Annotated in this window: 16 protein-coding genes; 8 read left to right on the top strand and 8 right to left on the bottom strand. The window is 37.8% G+C overall.

Annotation, left to right across the window (positions count from 1 at the left end; all coding sequences use genetic code 11):
- The first annotated feature begins 61 nt into the window (after window positions 1–61).
- The gene (gene cobD / locus CIN_RS10290) at window positions 62–1069 is read left to right on the top strand and encodes a threonine-phosphate decarboxylase CobD (RefSeq protein ID WP_008855037.1); all 1008 of its coding nucleotides are present in this window, start codon (window positions 62–64) and stop codon (window positions 1067–1069) included.
- Here cobD and CIN_RS10285 read toward each other — a convergent pair.
- Entirely contained in the window at window positions 1048–2601 is a 1554-nt protein-coding gene (locus CIN_RS10285) for a S10 family peptidase (RefSeq protein WP_139017005.1), read from the bottom strand. The genes cobD and CIN_RS10285 overlap by 22 nt on opposite strands.
- Before the next feature lie 230 nt (window positions 2602–2831).
- On the opposite strand from CIN_RS10285, the gene CIN_RS10280 reads away from it, so the two are divergent.
- Window positions 2832–3332 (top strand): hypothetical protein, encoded by a 501-nt coding sequence (locus CIN_RS10280; protein ID WP_040364403.1) that lies wholly within the window; start codon window positions 2832–2834, stop codon window positions 3330–3332.
- Window positions 3333–3543: 211 nt separating this feature from the next.
- On the top strand, window positions 3544–4011 hold the full coding sequence (locus CIN_RS10275) for a hypothetical protein (RefSeq protein ID WP_008855034.1): 468 nt from the start codon (window positions 3544–3546) through the stop codon (window positions 4009–4011).
- A gap of 112 nt (window positions 4012–4123) precedes the next feature.
- Here CIN_RS10275 and CIN_RS10270 read toward each other — a convergent pair whose 3' ends face one another.
- The gene (locus tag CIN_RS10270) at window positions 4124–6070 is read right to left on the bottom strand and encodes a DEAD/DEAH box helicase (RefSeq protein WP_008855033.1); all 1947 of its coding nucleotides are present in this window, start codon (window positions 6068–6070) and stop codon (window positions 4124–4126) included.
- A gap of 280 nt (window positions 6071–6350) precedes the next feature.
- Between CIN_RS10270 and CIN_RS10265 the strand changes: the two genes are divergently transcribed.
- Window positions 6351–7034 (top strand): D-lyxose/D-mannose family sugar isomerase, encoded by a 684-nt coding sequence (locus tag CIN_RS10265; RefSeq protein WP_008855032.1) that lies wholly within the window; start codon window positions 6351–6353, stop codon window positions 7032–7034.
- A 63-nt stretch (window positions 7035–7097) separates the two neighbouring features.
- Here CIN_RS10265 and CIN_RS10260 read toward each other — a convergent pair whose 3' ends face one another.
- The 3 genes from CIN_RS10260 to CIN_RS10250 are packed head-to-tail and all read right to left on the bottom strand — an operon-like array spanning window position 7098 to window position 9309.
- Window positions 7098–7892, bottom strand: coding sequence for a DODA-type extradiol aromatic ring-opening family dioxygenase (locus CIN_RS10260; protein WP_008855031.1), 795 nt, complete (start codon window positions 7890–7892; stop codon window positions 7098–7100).
- Window positions 7889–8644, bottom strand: a complete 756-nt coding sequence (locus CIN_RS10255) for a DUF4145 domain-containing protein (protein ID WP_008855030.1) — start codon at window positions 8642–8644, stop codon at window positions 7889–7891. Before CIN_RS10255 ends, CIN_RS10260 begins: the two co-directional genes overlap by 4 nt.
- A 29-nt stretch (window positions 8645–8673) precedes the next feature.
- A complete protein-coding gene (locus CIN_RS10250) occupies window positions 8674–9309 on the bottom strand; it encodes a class I SAM-dependent methyltransferase (protein ID WP_040364402.1) in 636 nt (211 codons plus the stop codon).
- Window positions 9310–9384: 75 nt separating this feature from the next.
- Between CIN_RS10250 and dapF the strand changes: the two genes are divergently transcribed.
- The 3 genes from dapF to ftsY are packed head-to-tail and all read left to right on the top strand — an operon-like array spanning window position 9385 to window position 12434.
- Window positions 9385–10209: a diaminopimelate epimerase gene (gene dapF, locus CIN_RS10245; RefSeq protein WP_008855028.1), complete on the top strand. Its 825-nt coding sequence runs from the start codon at window positions 9385–9387 to the stop codon at window positions 10207–10209.
- Entirely contained in the window at window positions 10206–11465 is a 1260-nt protein-coding gene (gene mtaB, locus CIN_RS10240) for a tRNA (N(6)-L-threonylcarbamoyladenosine(37)-C(2))-methylthiotransferase MtaB (RefSeq protein ID WP_040364401.1), read from the top strand. The genes dapF and mtaB overlap by 4 nt, the downstream gene beginning before the upstream one ends.
- A complete protein-coding gene (gene ftsY / locus CIN_RS10235; RefSeq protein WP_008855026.1) occupies window positions 11466–12434 on the top strand; it encodes a signal recognition particle-docking protein FtsY in 969 nt (322 codons plus the stop codon). It begins immediately after the preceding gene.
- An 88-nt stretch (window positions 12435–12522) separates the two neighbouring features.
- Here ftsY and recA read toward each other — a convergent pair whose 3' ends face one another.
- Both recA and CIN_RS10225 read right to left on the bottom strand, forming a co-directional pair.
- A complete protein-coding gene (recA, locus tag CIN_RS10230) occupies window positions 12523–13563 on the bottom strand; it encodes a recombinase RecA (RefSeq protein ID WP_008855025.1) in 1041 nt (346 codons plus the stop codon).
- Window positions 13564–13696: 133 nt separating this feature from the next.
- On the bottom strand, window positions 13697–15229 hold the full coding sequence (locus CIN_RS10225) for a gamma-glutamyltransferase (protein ID WP_245527838.1): 1533 nt from the start codon (window positions 15227–15229) through the stop codon (window positions 13697–13699).
- A 176-nt stretch (window positions 15230–15405) separates the two neighbouring features.
- On the opposite strand from CIN_RS10225, the gene CIN_RS10220 reads away from it, so the two are divergent.
- On the top strand, window positions 15406–16185 hold the full coding sequence (locus tag CIN_RS10220; protein WP_050798428.1) for a DsbA family protein: 780 nt from the start codon (window positions 15406–15408) through the stop codon (window positions 16183–16185).
- 72 nt (window positions 16186–16257) lie between these two features.
- Here CIN_RS10220 and hemA read toward each other — a convergent pair whose 3' ends face one another.
- Window positions 16258–17475 carry a 5-aminolevulinate synthase gene (gene hemA, locus CIN_RS10215; protein WP_008855022.1) on the bottom strand — a complete coding sequence of 406 codons (1218 nt, stop codon included), beginning with the start codon at window positions 17473–17475 and terminating at the stop codon, window positions 16258–16260.
- Between the last annotated feature and the right edge of the window lie 65 nt (window positions 17476–17540).

The raw sequence follows: 17540 nt of genomic DNA, 5'->3' as shown, positions 1-17540 counted from the left end.
AAGCGTTTGATAGAAGTGACTTACATATTAGATTGTTTATAACAAGGTAGAGCAAATCACAATGATTCATGGTGGTCAGTTACAAGAAGCAAAAAGGCAATTTCCGCATGCTGTCATGCCTTGGATTGATTTATCGACAGGGATTAATCCTTATGCTTATCCTTTCGTGCCAATCTCGTCGGAACGATGGGCAGAGTTGCCGAATATGCAAGATGAAGAAAATTTAAGAAAAATTGCAGCAATAGCTTATGGAGTAAGAGATGAAAACTATGCTGCTGCGGCTCCAGGAACGCAAATTTTAATTTCGTTATTGCCGTATATTTTTCAAGCGAAACAGGTTTGTATTTTATGTCCAACTTATATGGAACATATAAAGACGTGGCAGCAAGCTGGGGTAAAAGTCTATCAAGTAAAATCACTAGAAGCATTGATGCGTTTTGGATCTCAAGAACAGACGATAGGGGTAGTTTGCAATCCTAATAATCCTGACGGTCGTTTATTTTCTATAGAACAAATTAAAGAGGCTCTTGTTCATTTTGGACAGTTTAATAATCATTTTGTCGTTGATGAAGCGTTTATGGATTTTGAAGGGCAGGGAGTAGGTAAGCTTTTGCCTCATCCATTTTTAACGATTTTACGTTCTTTTGGAAAAACTTATGGATTGGCAGGTGTTCGTCTAGGGTTTGTATTGTCTAACTCTGATCATATTCAAAAAATCAGACAAATGTTAGGTCCTTGGGCAGTTAGTGGCGCAGCATTACAAATTAGCCAGCAAGCTTTGCAAGATGATGCTTGGTTTTTACAGTCTCAACAGCAGCTTGCTCGTCAAGTCAAACAACTTGATCAACTATTTCTACGCTATGGATGTAAAGTGATTGGTGGGACGCATTTATTTAGATTAATAGAATATATAAAAGCACAAGAGTTATGGTCTTATTTAGCCAATCATGGGATTTGGGTGCGTAAGTTTGATTATAATAATCAATGGTTACGTTTTGGTCTGTCCCATCATCAAGAATGGGACAGAGTGCAGAAAGTCATTCAAGGTTATTTTGAATTGAGTTGTTGATCTTTTTTGTAAAGCTGTTCTACATCATGGGTTAATGTGGCTCTACTTTTTGGATTTGTATAAAGCATGTGTCCGCCTTTATAGAGTTTTAAATTGATACGGTCTTGGTCGCTTGTGGGCATTTGATTGATAATCCATTGTGATGTTGAAAAAGGACAAACAAGATCAAAGTAACCATGTGCAATAAAGATTTGCATAGATGGGTTTAATGCCATTAATTTGCGCATAATGGGCATGCCTCGGACAATTGAAAAACCGTTATCTGTATAATCCCATTTACTATTGAGAGGCATATTTAACAGATTATAGGTTAAAGGTGTCTGGAAATGTAACTCTTGTGCGGCATAAGTGGCAAACATATTCCCATAAGCTTTACCAAATCCAGATAAAACAGGTTCAGGACTATCTTCATTATTTGTGCCATCAGGATAAGGATCATTGATGGTTAACGTATAATCATAGAGGCTGTGTAATTTACCATCACGACTGCGAATATCATGTGCAGATGGATCTAATACAGCTTTATGTTGGGCAATGATACTAACAGGTAATCCCGTTTGTTGGCTAAGATCTTGATAGAATGATTGCTGTTCTTGGGGAGATACAGGATTAACCATCTTTTGCAAATAACTACCCATTGCATAATGATATGCTTCTTTGATTTTATCATCAGAGAGTTGATGAGTAGTTTCAAGGTGGCTAGCGATATAAGAGGGGAGTAAAAATGCATTGGCCATTGGATTATCAGATTGATCTAAAAATCCCATTTCAATGGCAGGGGAAAGCATGACGATGCCTCTGACAAAAATATTTTGATTTTTAAGCAAATCATTGGCAACCAGAATAGAGCGTATGCCACCATAGCTTTCACCGACTAACCAAACTGGCGGGTCTTTACGATCTGACGTTGATAAATATAATTGAATGGCTTTGGCAAATATTTTTGCATCTTGTTTGGATGTATAAAATTCTTTGGGTGCTTTATCCTGATCCGCAGAAAGACTATAACCCGTATCGACAGCATCGATAAAAACCATATCGGTAAACGGGAGCCAACTATCAGGATTTGATTCTCTGATGGCATGCGCACCATCCGTAGGATTGCTTTTCGGAAAGTTAATAACTTCAGGTCCAGCAGCGCCCAGATTTAAGAAAGAGCTTCCTGCACCAGGACCCCCATTGAAAAAGAAAGAAATTGGACGGTTTTTATTCTCTGGATGATCCACTGTATAGGCGACATAAAATAATTTGGCAGTAACTGTGCCTTTGTCATTGCGAATTAATAAAGTGCCGGCATGGGCTGTATATGGAATAGTTTGATGAGGCAGAGTTAGGATATGTTGTGTAATACTATCTTTAGGTAAAAGAGCAAAACGATTTTGAGTATCTTTTACATCAATATTATTAGTCTTGGACTTAATTTCTACTGTTTTGTCAGAAGAGTTTTCCTGGGCAAAAGAACATGGACTGAATGTAGTCAAAGATAGTAAAAATGTAGTAGTCAGACAGGATATTAAAAGGTTTTTTTTCATTTAAATACTCTTTTAGTAGGAAAATATATATAAAACGTTTTTTATAATGTAAAAGTTATATTATTCTTAATAAAGGAAAATAATAGGACGATAAAGGTACTTTTATTATAAAATACTTTATATATATTTATGTTTTTTATAATAATTTGTTACAAATATGCCTTAATGTCGCCTGATTTATAGACTTTTCTATGTTCAAGTTAATTAATAATTAAAGGTATTTTAAAATTATGACAAAGATGTCAAAAACGCTTATATTATCAGCAGGTTTATTTAGTGCATTTATTGCAGTAGGTACAGTTTCTCAAGCACATGCTCAAATGCAAGATCCAATTCAAAATTTACAACAAAAAGAAGATAATCTGCATAACCAAATTACTCAGCATAATCAAGCAATTCAAAATCGTGTTCAACAACAACAAGACGAAATTAATCGTGTTAAAAATTTACCACAAGCAGAAAGAGATCGTTTAAATCAGCAAAAACAACAATTTAAAGACAATATCAATGCTGAAAAACAACGTGGACAAGATGAAATTAATCGTGTTAAAAACTTGCCACAAGAACAAAAACAACAATTTGAAAATCAAAAAGCTCAATTAAGAAAAAATATTGATGCAAGAAGAGCTCAAAGCTTGAAACAACAACAACAACAACGTCAACAATTGAAAAGTTTAAGAAATAACACACGACGTGATGTGCATAGCTTAACCCATCCTTTTGGGAACTAATTTAGCGTTTAATTATAGACGTTTGTATATTTTAAAAGGATCTGTTGGAATATAGAACAGGTCCTTTTTCTCTAGGTTATAAACGACAATTTTTCTATGATAGTTTATCATTTGTATAATCATTGTCGTCATTAGCAAATAATGTTACATTGCTTTCTCTTAAGTCACTGGGTTTTTTGCTATTTAATTCACTTTTAAAAGGTAGTTATTCATGAAAAAAATATCAAAGCGTTTAATGCTTTTAGCGGGTGCTTTTACTGCATTTATGGCTGTAGGTACGGTTTCTCAATCACAAGCACAAACCACAGCAACAGCTCCTGTGGCAACTCCAGTTCAAACACCAGAATTGTCAGCAGAGCAACAAAAAGTAAAAGCAGAAGTTGATCGTTTTAGTCAAATGACTCCTGCAGAGCAAGATGCTTATATGGATAAAACTCAACAACAAGCTGATGCACAGTTTGAGCGCCTTTCAAAGAATTTAACGCCAGAGCAGAAAGTTGCGCTTGAAGCATCAAGAGTTAAAGCAAAAGCGGAAATGAATCGCTTTAAGAAAATGACTCCAGAACAAAGAAAAGCTTATATTGAGAATGCTCAGCAACAAGCTGGTGCACAACTTCAAAAGTTGACCCCAGAACAACAAGCAAAAATTGAGCAATTAAAACAAAAATTAGCTAAATAAATTTAATTTATTTTATTTATGTTAAAGAAAAAGCCATCTATATTATTATATAGATGGCTTTTTTATTAGATAACTTATATCTGACCTTTATTAAAAGGTCAGATAGTTTGTTTTATTTTCTTCTTTTTCTAGAAGAGCCAGCATTGCCTCTTGGAGGTGCGCCTGAAGACGGTCTTTTTCTACCAGAAGAACGTTCGCCTTCTGGTCTTCCTCTTCCGCTGCTACGGCTTCTATCTCTTCTTTCGCCAGAATCATTGCCTCTTTCTCTGCGTTCTCCGAAGTCACCGCTTCTTTCTTTGCGTTCGCCGAACTCTCTTCTTTCTCCTCTATCTCTGTCACCGCGGCCACGACCACCGCCATCTCTTCTACGGTCTCCACCGCCACGACCTTTATATCCACCTTCTCTTCTGCCTTCAGAAGGGGCAGCAGGAGTTGATGGAGAAATTTTAGGCTCATCATCTCTCATTTTATTGATAGATTGATTAAACTCTGCCACTTTATCTGCAGCAATTTCAAATTTAGTCGCTTTATCAGAAATACGAATAGAACCAATATCTTTTTTCTGGATATTTGCAATTTTACAAAGCATCGGAATTAACCATTTTGGATCCGCATTATCACTGCGACCAACTGGCATTTCATACCAGCTACCAGAGTCGAAAGAGTGAGAAGAGCGTTCTTCTCTATCGCGTCCACGACCTCTTGAATTGTCTCTGTCAAAGCCAGAAGAACGTCTACTTTCAAGAGAAATCGGTGTGATTTCTTCTGGGTTAGGAATGGTAGAACGATATAGAGAGATCACAGCATTCGCAAGATCAGTTGTAGAGAACTGAGAGGTTAGTTGATCAATTAAGATTTGGTCTTCTGTTAAAATTTCTTTACTACCGAGTAAAGAAGGATTGTTTAAAAGACGTTCATTATCTTTTTCACGAATAGCAGTAATGCTTGGTGCAATTTCCCAAGTTGCTGCAACTTTAGCTTTGCGTAATAATTGTTCAGCACGACCGCGTTGGCTGCTAGGAATAATTAATGCACAAACCCCTTTACGTCCAGCACGTCCTGTACGACCAGAGCGGTGAAGTAAGGTTGCATGGTTGGTTGGTAAGCTTGCATGAATAACCAAATCTAGTGTTGGTAAATCCAAACCACGTGCAGCAACGTCGGTTGCCACACAAACGCGGACTTGACCTGTACGTAGGCTTTTAATAGCCTGCGTTCTTTCTTCTTGCCCTAAATCTCCAGATAAAGCAGCACAAGAGAAACCACGTTCGATCAAAGCAGATTGCATATGACGAACAAGTTCACGTGTGGCACAAAAGACCATTGCTGTAGGGCTGTCGATATAACGTAGTAAGTTTACAACGGCATTATCGACCTCTTTAGGATGTGTAACAACAGCATGATATTCAATATCAATATGTTGTGCCGTAGAAACTGTATTAATGCGAATTGCATTATTTTGATAGCGTTTTGCTAGTGATTCAATTGCTTTATCAATGGTTGCAGAGAACAATAGGGTTCTATGTTCATTTGCACAAGCAGATAATAATTCCTCAAGCTCATCACGGAAACCAAGATCCAACATTTCATCAGCTTCGTCTAAAACCATAACTTTTAGGTCAGACAAATCAAGGTGACGGCGACGAACATGGTCACATAAACGACCAGGGGTTCCAACAACGATGTGACATCCACGTTCTAGCGCGAATGATTCTTTACGAACGTTCATTCCACCAATACAGGTGATGATTTTCGCATTTGTATTTGCATAGAGCCAAGTAAGCTCTTGATGAACTTGAAGTGCAAGTTCACGGGTCGGTGCAATAATAAGAGCCTGAGGTGAGTTAGGCGCATTAAAGTTAGGTTTGTCCCCCAATAAAGTTGGAGCCATAGCAATACCATAGGCTACGGTTTTTCCTGATCCTGTTTGTGCAGAAACCAAAAGATCTTGATGAGGATCTTGTTGTTCTAAAACAGCTTGCTGAACTGGGGTTAATGATTTGTAACCTTTATTTTCAAGAGCTTGAGCAAGTGAGGAATTTATTTGTGTAAACGGCATTTAGAAATCCGATAAAGTTTATTTATTCTTAATTATGTAAGAAATATACAAATGTAAAAGGTCATTCACTATTGTAAAGTGATGATCCAAGGAGAGGTGATCATCAAATGCAAAGGCAGGATTCTGGGAATAGTTGAGTACATTAAAACCTGAAATGTCATGTGATTATTTTGGCTTTTTTAGTTATAATCGATTTCACCAAAATGTGTAGATATAAATTAATCGACATAGATTAACATACAATATGTTTTTTTAGAAAAAATATCAAGGAGTAACCATCGTGAAACGTTCAGAAATTAACAAAGCAATAAAAGAAATGGAACGAATGATTGGAAAAGTTGGTTTTTCTTTACCTCCATTTTGTCATTTTACCCCGAAAGATTGGGAGAATAAGAGTCATGAATATGACGAGATTCGCGATAATCTATTAGGGTGGGACGTGACGGACTATGGCAAAGGTGATTTTGATAAGATTGGATTTTCATTAATTACATTACGAAATGGTAATTTAAAAAATAAAAAATATACAAAAACTTATGCCGAAAAATTACTTTATTTAGAAGAAAGCCAATATGCCCCTATGCATTTCCATTGGAATAAAATGGAAGATATCATTAATCGTGGGGGTGGAAATGTCTTAATTCGTGTTTATAATTCTACGAAAGAAGGCGATTTGGATAAGGTTAATCCCGTCAAAGTGCATTGTGATGGTCGTGAAACAGAAGTTCCAGCAGGCACACAGATTAAATTAACGCCTGGGGAGAGTGTAACTGTTTACCCTTATATGTATCATGACTTTGAGATTGAAAAAGGAACAGGGCCAGTTTTGCTAGGTGAAGTTTCTATGTGCAATGATGACGAGCATGATAATCGATTTTATGAGGAAATGGGACGTTTCCCTAAGATTGATGAAGATGAAGCACCTTATCGTTTATTATGCACAGAATATCCAAAAGCAAAATAGAAGCTATTTGTAAATGAATGACCTTAGTTGGATAGAAAATGAACTAAGGTCATTGAGGATTAATTACCCAAATCGATATCCTGTAATCGGTTTGTGAAGTACACTATCTTTATAGATACATTGCCCGATATCTTGATCACCAGCGCCAGCAGCGACCATTAAAGGAAGTAAGTGCTCTTCTCTAGGGTGATTAGATCTTGCACCAGGTGCATTTAACCAATCGGATAATAGTTGATTACGCTCTGTGATAACAGGTTTGGTGACGGCTTCGGTTAACCAATCATGAAATAAACCTGCGTTTGCAGATTCTTTACCAGAAAATAAATAGGGAAGGTTATGATAGCTCATCCCACTTCCTAAAATAAGGATATTTTCGTCTCGTAAAGGTGTTAATATTTTACCCATTTCAATATGAGTTTGTGGATCTAATGAATGATGCAAAGAAACTTGCACAATTGGAATGTTTGCATCAGGAAACATGACTTTTAAAGGAATGAACAGTCCATGATCCCATCCGCGTTGATATTCGAATTCTGTTTCAATGTTCTGATTGTGAAATAGTGTTTGAATTTCTTTTGCTAGCTCAGGATTGCCAGAGGCAGGGTAGGTGAGCTCATAAGTATGATCTGGGAAACCGTAATAATCATAATAAAGAGATGGTTTTTCGGCAGCATGAATTTTAATGGGTGTATTTTCCCAATGCCCAGAAATAACTACGATGTTAGAGGGGAGTTGTGGTAGGGTTTGTGGGAGTTTATTCAGGAAATTCCCCATATTCGTCCAAATGTTATGCGGATCGTCCATAAAAAAACAAGGCCCTCCACCATGAGGGATATAAAAAGTTGGTTGACGTTTCATTTTTCTATTCCTTGTTTTTTGCGTTGAGCTCGTCTTTCTCGTGAAAGCTTAAGTCTATTTTGTCGGTTATATGCATATTCTAGAAGGTCAAGTGTGAAATTAAATAAATCTTCTAAATTATTTTGATCCATTTTTCCTTCATGTACTGCATAATTACCGTCTAATCGAATTTCATCGGCAACATCTTTGATGTTTTTATCAATTATATTTTTGTCGAATAGAATCTTTATTTGCACATGTAATTTTTCTTCTTTTTCTTTTTCCGTCTCTAATAAATCTTTTGTAACTGTTTCTAAACAAAGCCTAAGCATAATACTACTAGCAACAATACAATCATTTGCATAACATTGGGCAGCTTCATCAAATTTTGCTTTAATATCTTCAGGAATATGTTCAGGGCATTGATATGATATATTCTCTGGTGGGCGAATAATTTTTCCAAGTTGAAAATTACTTGCTAAATTTTGCTCTGGATTTTTTCGTACTATAGAAGGTGTTTCTTTGATTATTTCGTTTACTGTATCTTCATTTATATAAGTATCACCATCAACATTATATTCAGTAACTTCCTTTATTATATTTTTATATATGGAAAAAATAGTGGGGGCTCCACATCCTCTGCATATTGAGAAAATACTGAAGTAGATAATATAACTGCTATTATCTTTTGTAATATTCTGGAAATTAATCCCCTCAATATCAAAAGGGATTTTTTCTGTTTGGCAATATGGGCATTTTGAGACTAAAAACATGATTAAACCTCCATAATAAGAATATGTATCTAAGGCTTCCTTGCCACCACACTATAAATAGAATCTTTCCATACAGTCTGATCTTCAGGGGGGTGCACCTCTCCTTGGTCGGCTTCTACAAACCCAATACGGGTTAAAAATACTTTGATTAACTTCTGGCGATCAGCATTATCCAATGCTTGCCATAATGCTGTCGCACGTAGAGGCAAAAGTTGTGATGAAAAAGAAATAATAATCCGTCCTCTAGGTTTTAAAATGCGTAAACACTCTTCCAGTGTGGTAAATGGATGACGCAAATATTCAATAACGCAGCATAAACAAATATAATCAACGCTGTTATCTTTCAAAGGAAGCTCTGGTTTATCGTTGATATCCTGCGTAATTTTACGGGTTAAAGCACTATTCTCTTTTAATGCTTGTGGGTTTAAATCAATGCCAATTAAATTTTTATAAGTCACGTCACTGGGCATATGGCTGTTTGAACCACACATAAGATCAAGAATAGTATCGCTTTCTTGTATAAGAGTATGATATAAGGCTTCGATTGCCTTATAACCACCTTGATCCAACATAGGAGGAACAGAGTGCTTTGTAAAATATTGAAGATCACTTTCGTTACTTGCGATGTCGAAAGATCGGGGATGAAAATCTTTTAAGTGGTTCATGATGTAAAAAGTTAGCGCTTTTTATAATTTGTTGGTAAATTGATTTTATAGTCTATAACTGTATTTAGAAGAATAATGAACATTCCTTTTTATAAAATGCACGGTATTGGCAATGATTTTGTCATTATCGATAATTCTGTTAATAATATTGAATTGAATGAACGTCGAATCAAAACTTTATGTGATCGTCGTTATGGGATTGGTTGTGATCAATTAATCGTTCTTTCTAAACCAAAGGACAGCAACGCAGATATTTATGTCCAGTTCTTTAACGAGGGCGGTGATGAAGCAGGGGCATGTGGAAACGGTTCCAGATGTGTTGCTGGATGGTTGCATCATAAATATCAACGTAAAGAATTTGTCTTGCAAACCAATGCAGGATTATTGCCTACAGAAGTCATTGACGAGCATACAATGAAAGTCAATATGGGTAAACCCAGAGTAAAATGGCAAGAGGTTCCATTGGCTCATGATGTGGATACATTGGCATTACCATTGGCAGGGTCTCCTTCTGCGGTTTCTATGGGCAATCCACATGTCACATTCTTTGTGGAAGATTTGACAACGGTTGATCCTGTTTTTTCTGGTAAGATTTTAGAGAAAGATCCTTTATTCTCAGAAGGTGCCAATATTGGGTTTGTCCAGATGTTGGATCGCCAAAGTATGCGTGTTCGTGTATGGGAACGTGGGGCTGGGTTAACGTTGGCTTGTGGTTCTGGTGCATGTGCCTCTGTTGTGAATGCAGTTCGTCGAGGGTTTGCTGATCGTTATTGCGAAGTAAAAATGGATGGTGGCAATTTGATCATTGAATGGGACGAAGAAACAGATAATGTATTAATGACAGGTGCAGTTCATTTTTCTTTTACTGGGCAATTCCAATTGGATGATTATCCTTTATGAATGATGAGACAGCAAAGAAACCACAAATTTTAACTTTTGGTTGTCGTCTTAACCGTTACGAGAGTGAGGTTATGGGACAGTATGCCGATGGGTTAGGGGATGTGGTTGTTGTGAATACCTGTGCGGTGACTGCGGAAGCAGAACGTCAAGCCCGTCAAGCTATTCGTCGATTAAATCGAAAAGATGATCAAAAGAGAATAGTGGTGACAGGCTGTGCCGCACAATTAAATCCTCAAAAATGGTCTGAGCTACCTGGTGTGGTTCAGGTTCTGGGGAATGAAGATAAGTTACAAGCAGAAAATTGGACGAATGAAGCGATTGCTTCTGGAAACCAAGTTTCGGATATTATGTCTGTTAAACACGCTGCGGTTCAAGTCGTGACCGAATTTACAGGCCGTACCAGAGCTTTTGTTCAAGTACAGCAAGGATGTGATCATCGTTGCACGTTTTGTGTGATTCCTTTTGGTCGCGGGCCATCTCGCTCAGTGACGATTGAAGGCGTTATTGATCAAGCCAGAGCATTGGTTGAAAGAGATTATAAAGAGGTCGTATTAACGGGTGTTGATATTGCGTCTTGGAAAAGCAATAGTGATGAGAAAATTGCTTTAGGAGATTTATGTAAGGCTGTTTTAAAGGCCGTTCCGGAGCTACAGCGTTTGCGTTTGTCCTCTATTGATCCGATTGGTTTTGATGAAACTTTGTGGGAATTATTGGCGACAGAACCTCGTTTGATGCCGCATTTGCATTTATCTGTGCAGGCAGGTTCAGATATGATTTTAAAACGCATGAAGCGTCGTCATTTAACAGCAGATGTAGATCAGTTGGTTAAAAAGTTACGTTCTATTCGTCCTGACATTGGATTAAGTGTTGATATTATCGCAGGATTTCCAACGGAAGATGATGTGTATTTTCAAGAAACTTATGAGTTTTTAAAAGAGCAAGCGTTCCCTTATTTACATGTATTTCCTTACAGTGAGCGTAAAGATACCCCCGCAGCACAAATGCCTGCGGTTGCGGTTGCTGTGCGTAAGGAACGAGCTGCTAAATTAAGAGAGTTGGGATTACATTCCTCTAAAATTTTCCATGAGTCTTTGATTGGTAAAGAGGTGAGTGTATTAATGGAGATGCCAGATCGTGGGCATTCTGAACAATTTGCTTTTGCGACTTTAAAAGAGGAGTTAGCAACTCCTGGTGAAATAATTTCTGCTCGCGTGATCGCGGGTGATTCTGATGGTATAGTGGTGGAAAGAATATAAATGGCACTCGGTTTTTTTTCACGTTTAAAAGAAGGGTTATCTCGTTCAACGCAAAAGTTGGGCACAAACCTAACGTCTGTTTTTACAAAACGTCGTTTAGATGAAGAATCTCTAGAACAATTAGAAGAAGTCTTGATCGCAGCTGATTTCGGCCCAGAAGTTGCAGAGAATGTTATTGAAACATTTCGTAAAACGCGTTTTGGTGCAGAGGTTAGCGATCAAGAAGTTAAAGATGCGCTGGCTAAAGAAATTTCCAAAGTTCTGACACCTGTTGCATTACCATTCAAACCTAATCCAGAGTTGAAACCTCATGTTGTTTTGATGGTTGGCGTGAACGGTACAGGAAAAACGACTACAATTGGTAAAATGGCAAAGTTCTTTGGCGATCAAGGGCTAAAGACGATGATGGTTGCAGGGGATACTTTCCGTGCTGCTGCGGTGGAACAATTGCAAATTTGGGGTGATCGTGTTGGGGCTCCAGTGATTTCTGGAAAACCAGGTGCTGATGCTGCAGGCTTGGCATTTGAGGCTTTGAAGCGTGCAAAGAATGAAGGCGCAGACATCTTATTTATTGATACGGCTGGGCGATTGCATAATAAAAGTGCTTTGATGGAAGAGCTGGCAAAAATTATTCGTGTTATGCGAAAATTTGATGAAACGGCTCCTCATTCTGTTTTGTTGGTTCTGGATGCGACTACGGGACAAAATGCGATTGAACAAGTGCGTATTTTCAAAGAAATAGTTGATGTTTCTGGATTGGTTATTACGAAGTTAGATGGTACGGCTCGTGGTGGGATTGTGATTGCGTTGGCTCAACAGTTCCAAATTCCTATTCATGCAGTGGGTGTGGGTGAAAAAGCCGAGGATTTAAGGGATTTCTCAGCAGAAGAATTTGCATCAGGATTAGTTGGTGATACGAATGTAGAAGTTTCAACGACTGAGGTTGTTGAAGAAAAAGAAGCTGAATAATTTAATTTAAATAAAAAGCCGACAATTTAATTTGTCGGCTTTTTTTATATATAACAGCAGATGATACCGTCACTTTATATGTGAATAATTATTCTGTTAATAGATCGTCTTGAGCATCATCAATATCATTCGTCATCATTGCATCATTGACAATACCTGATTGTTCACGAATACGTTGTTCTATGCTTTGTGCAACTTCAGGATTTTCACGTAGGAACTGTTTAACGTTTTCACGGCCTTGTCCAATACGTTGACCATCACAAGAAAACCAAGAGCCAGCTTTTTCAACGATTCCAGCTTTGACGCCCAAATCAATGAGCTCGCCTGTTTTACTGATTCCTTCTCCATACATAATATCGAATTCAACTTGACGGAAAGGAGGTGCCATTTTGTTTTTTACGATTTTAACGCGAGTTTGATTTCCAGAGATTTCTTCTTTATCTTTGACCTGACCGATACGGCGGATATCCATACGAACAGACGCATAGAATTTAAGTGCGTTTCCACCTGTTGTCGTTTCAGGAGAACCAAACATCACGCCAATTTTTTGACGAATTTGGTTTAAGAAAACTAAACAAGTATTTGAACGAGAGACAGAACCTGTTAATTTTCTAAGCGCTTGGCTCATTAAACGTGCATGAAGGCCAACGTGACTGTCGCCCATATCGCCTTCTAACTCTGCACGAGGCACTAAGGCTGCAACACTATCAACAACGAGAACATCAATTGCGCCCGATCTTACCAATGTGTCAACGATTTCCAATGCTTGTTCGCCAGCATCTGGTTGAGAGATCAAAAGGTTATCGATATCTACGCCTAATTTGCGTGCGTAACCAGGATCTAACGCATGTTCGGCATCAATGAATGCACAGGTGCCACCCATTTTTTGAGCTTCTGCAATGATATGCAATGCCATTGTTGTTTTACCAGAGCTTTCTGGGCCATAAATCTCAACAACACGTCCTCTGGGAACGCCACCAATTCCCAAGCCAATGTCTAATCCAATAGATCCTGTTGAAATGGTTTCGACTTGAATAGAGGGTCTTTCGCCCATTTTCATAATGGAGCCTTTACCAAAAGCACGTTCTATTTGTGCCAAAGCGCCATCTAATGCTTTATTTTTATCCATTTGTTACAAACTCTCTTTTTGTTATAAACCGTTAGTGATGTTATGCGCTTGTTTTTACGCAGGGCTATTATAAAAAATGTCATTTCCATTCTACTGAAAATGACATTTGAATACATCATAAAATTATATTTTTTTATCTTTTGCTAAGAGCAAGTCCTGCACCTTGAGGATCTGTATAAGCACGGCATTTATCGGTATCTCCCGGAAGTCCATCTTGGCAGTAAACAGCATTAACACGTCCTTGAGATGTGTTTGGATGCGCGATGGCTGAATTTTCTTTGTTTTTACCAGAATTAAGCAAGTTGCTTAATGCTTCTGCACCAGCGGCTGCGGCATCATTTTGTCCAGATGCACCAATTGCTGCAAGGAAGCGATTTTTATACGTAACGATTGCTGCGGTTAATAAAGGTTGTGGTGCAGAGTTTGGAGATGCTGCCATTACAATGCCAGTGGTTCCTGCAATACGCCCTGTTCCAAAAAGGTTATTCATCGTTAATGCACAAGAGACAGCTTCACCGTCTCTGTCGACAACAGTAAAGGAGGTTGATGCTGGTAATGAAGGTAAAGTTCCGTTTCCAGCTTGACCGTTATTTAATAAAGATTGTGCTTTTTCTTCTTGAGCTAGAATATCTTGTTTATCAAATTTGGTTGGGTTATTAGCACGCCATTTTGCAACTGTTCCTTGAGAGGTTGTTAAAGCGTTTCCTTGTGTTTTCCAAGCCATCCCCATGCCTAGACCACCATCAGCTGGAGGAGAAACAAGATAAAGGGTTTCTTTGTTTGGAAGGGAAATTGATAAAGCTGGAGCTGCGACAGGTAAAGCATTTCTGAAGTCAGCACCATTTAATCCACCACCAGCAGCTTGAGCACCAAGGATATAACTGTGTGCTAAAGAGCCGACATATAAATCTGAAATTCCTGCAGTTGTCAGACGATCATAAATAATTTTCAAGCGAGGTTGGATTAATGTGTCACCAGATTGTAAGGTTGCCCCATCTCTGCGAGTAAATAGTCTTTGCATTGCAGGATCTTGGAATAATGGGCCTTGTACGGCAGCTAGATCGCTTGCAAAGATATCAGAAACGGTCACACCATTTCCTGCTAAGTTACTGGTAACTTGTAGAATATCGTTAATATCAGCTTTGCCATTGCTTGCTTGTAGCAAATATAATCCTCGAGCCATCATCGGAATTGCAGCAGGACGGTCTGTTTTTCCTTGAGTTGCGGCCCCAGGTTGAGGAAGGAAAAGGAAAGATTCAGCAGGTTTCCCTGGACGATAAGCCACACATGCTCCGCCACCGCCTAATGAAGCACGAGAAGGCAAGGTGACAGTTAATGCAAATCCTAGTGCAGTCGCTGCATCAGCTGCATTTCCGCCTCTGATTAGAACATCACGTGCAATCATTGCTGCTTGGGGTTCATCAGCTGAAATACTGCCAACATATCCAGTGATTCGATCTTGCATTGCTTTATTTTTTAAAGATTGATGGCCAGTTTTTCCATCGCCACAAGCGGTAACTGAGAACGCCACGATAGAAGATAATGCTATCTTACTCGCTTTTTTAAGCCAGCTACTGTTGAGTTGAGTAGAAGAAACAGGTTGTTTTAAGAAGGTACAACCTTTTAAAAAATAATGACTATACAAGGTATGATGACGCTTAGACACGCGGTTGCTCTCCGATGAATAACCAGATAAAAATAAAGCTTTTACTTTTACTAGAACCAGTAAATACAAATAGTAATTCTATTGATAAGTTTTTTTTTATAACATAACAACTATTATCCTGTATAATGTTATAATAACTTAAAATAAATTTACTTTTCATTTCATGGAGATTTTTAATGACAAAGTCGCTATTTCAGCGCAATTTGCATTTACCTTTGGCGTTCACTTTATTAGCAGGTGTATTTTTTATGCCATTATCTGGTCATGCTCAAAGCACCGATCAGTTCACCCCACAACAACGTAAAGAAATTGTTTCTATTGTTCGGGATGCATTAAAAAATGATCCAACGATTTTAGAAGATGCGGTTATTGCAGCACAAAAAGCAAGAACTCAACAAAAAGCAGAATCTGCAACAAAAACACTTGCTGATAAGAAAAATGTTTTAAATAATGTTTTACCAACTGATGGATTTATCGGAAATCCAGATGCAAAGAATGTTATTGTAGAATTCTTTGATCCTCGCTGCCCTTACTGTAAAAAAGTTCTTCCAGAACTTATTCAGTTAGTTAAAGATGATAAAAATGTAAAGGTAATCTTTAAAATTGTTCCAATTCTTGGAGAGAATAGTGTTCTCCAAGCCAAAGCAATTACAGCAGCTGCGCGTCAAAATGGTTACGTTGTAATGATGAAAGCCATTATGGATTCTAAAGAGGAAATTACGGAAGACACGATTAAAACAATTGCTAATCAACAAAAGCTTGATGGTGATCGTTTAATTCAAGATATGAAAGCTGCTTCTATTACGCAAGCATTAGAAGATAATGTAAAATTATTGCGTGATTTAGGAATCGATGGAACACCTGCATTGGTTATCAATGTTTCTAAAATCATTCCAGGTGCTGTGAGTTATGATACTTTAAAAACAATTATTCAAAACAAAGCATCTGATAAATAAGTAAAAACTTAATAAATAAAATAAGTTTTAAAAAAGCGATTATACTTTGGGGTATAATCGCTTTTTTTATTTTTATAAGAGAGATTTTAATGCTTGAACCATATCATCCATCATAGCATCTGTATGAAAAGGATTAGGGGTTAAGCGTAGTCTTTCGGTGCCTTTTGGAACCGTTGGATAGTTAATTGGCGTTGCATATAAAGAGAATTCTTCCAATAAACGTTTGCTAATTTCTTTACAACGTTCTGCATCACCAATCATGACAGGCACAATATGGCTTTCGGTTTGTAAATAAGGGATACCAGCTTCTTTTAATTTCTTTTGGAACGTATGCACACGTTCAAAAAGTTTTTCACGGCGCCAATTTTGTTGACGAGCCAAACGAACACTTGCTAATGCTGGCGCGACGATGGATGGTGGTAAAGCTGTTGTAAAAATAAAGCCAGAAGCAGCTAATCTAAGATATTCAATAATTTCTTTTTTAGCAGTCACATAGCCACCATGAACACCAAATCCTTTGGCTAAAGTGCCTTCGATAATATCGACTTGATCAGCAACATTGTCTCTTTGAGAAACCCCACCACCTTGTTCACCATATAAGCCAACGGCATGAACTTCATCGAGATACGTTAAGGCATTATATTTGCGAGCAAGAGCACATATTGCACCAATATCAGCAATATCGCCATCCATAGAGTAAACGCTTTCAAAAGCGATTAATTTAGGAGCAGAGGCAGGGGCTGCTGCAAGTTTTTCCTCTAGATCTTTTAAATCATTATGTTTGAAAATAATACATTCTGATTGTTTAGCACCTTTAATACCTGCAATCATTGATGCGTGATTTTGTTGATCTGAAAAGGTAATCCAACCGCCAGACATACTGGCTAAAATTGTTTGTAAACTGGCTTGATTAGAAACATATCCAGAGACAAATAATAAACCAGCTTCTTTACCATGTAAGTCTGCAAGCTCAGCTTCTAAAGCAACGTGTAAAGGATGCGTGCCTGCGATATTACGTGTTCCACCAGCCCCAGCGCCATATTCTTTGACGGCATTAATAGCAGCATTCATGACTTCAGGTTCAACACCCATGCCTAAATAGTCATTTGAAGACCATACCACAACAGGTTTTTCTTGCTGCTCTAAGTTACCTTTGTCATAAACAGGATAGCTGGCAGAGCGTCTGCTTAACGAGGTAAATCTGCGATAACGCCCTTGTTGTTCAATTTCTTGTAATGCGTTTTGGCAATATGCATAAAAAGGATGTGCAGATTCTACTTGGTCAGTCACTGAAAGTTGCTCCTAAAAAAACGATAATAAATAGAAAGAAAGCCTAAATCTATATTGACAGAATT

The organism is Commensalibacter intestini A911 (assembly GCF_000231445.1).
In the GTDB taxonomy this organism is placed as follows: domain Bacteria; phylum Pseudomonadota; class Alphaproteobacteria; order Acetobacterales; family Acetobacteraceae; genus Commensalibacter; species Commensalibacter intestini.
The sequence above is the reverse complement of the archived record's forward strand: the minus strand, read 5'-3'. Positions and strand labels throughout refer to the sequence as shown.

Coding starts and splice junctions, on each gene's coding strand:
- CIN_RS10270 (WP_008855033.1), bottom strand. CDS start 6,070: ATGCCGTTTACACAAATAAATTCCTCACTTGCTCAAGCTCTTGAAAAT.
- CIN_RS10260 (WP_008855031.1), bottom strand. CDS start 7,892: ATGAAACGTCAACCAACTTTTTATATCCCTCATGGTGGAGGGCCTTGT.
- ftsY (WP_008855026.1), top strand. CDS start 11,466: ATGGCACTCGGTTTTTTTTCACGTTTAAAAGAAGGGTTATCTCGTTCA.
- cobD (WP_008855037.1), top strand. CDS start 62: ATGATTCATGGTGGTCAGTTACAAGAAGCAAAAAGGCAATTTCCGCAT.
- CIN_RS10280 (WP_040364403.1), top strand. CDS start 2,832: ATGACAAAGATGTCAAAAACGCTTATATTATCAGCAGGTTTATTTAGT.
- dapF (WP_008855028.1), top strand. CDS start 9,385: ATGAACATTCCTTTTTATAAAATGCACGGTATTGGCAATGATTTTGTC.
- CIN_RS10220 (WP_050798428.1), top strand. CDS start 15,406: ATGACAAAGTCGCTATTTCAGCGCAATTTGCATTTACCTTTGGCGTTC.
- mtaB (WP_040364401.1), top strand. CDS start 10,206: ATGAATGATGAGACAGCAAAGAAACCACAAATTTTAACTTTTGGTTGT.
- CIN_RS10285 (WP_139017005.1), bottom strand. CDS start 2,601: ATGAAAAAAAACCTTTTAATATCCTGTCTGACTACTACATTTTTACTA.
- recA (WP_008855025.1), bottom strand. CDS start 13,563: ATGGATAAAAATAAAGCATTAGATGGCGCTTTGGCACAAATAGAACGT.
- CIN_RS10250 (WP_040364402.1), bottom strand. CDS start 9,309: ATGAACCACTTAAAAGATTTTCATCCCCGATCTTTCGACATCGCAAGT.
- CIN_RS10255 (WP_008855030.1), bottom strand. CDS start 8,644: ATGTTTTTAGTCTCAAAATGCCCATATTGCCAAACAGAAAAAATCCCT.
- CIN_RS10275 (WP_008855034.1), top strand. CDS start 3,544: ATGAAAAAAATATCAAAGCGTTTAATGCTTTTAGCGGGTGCTTTTACT.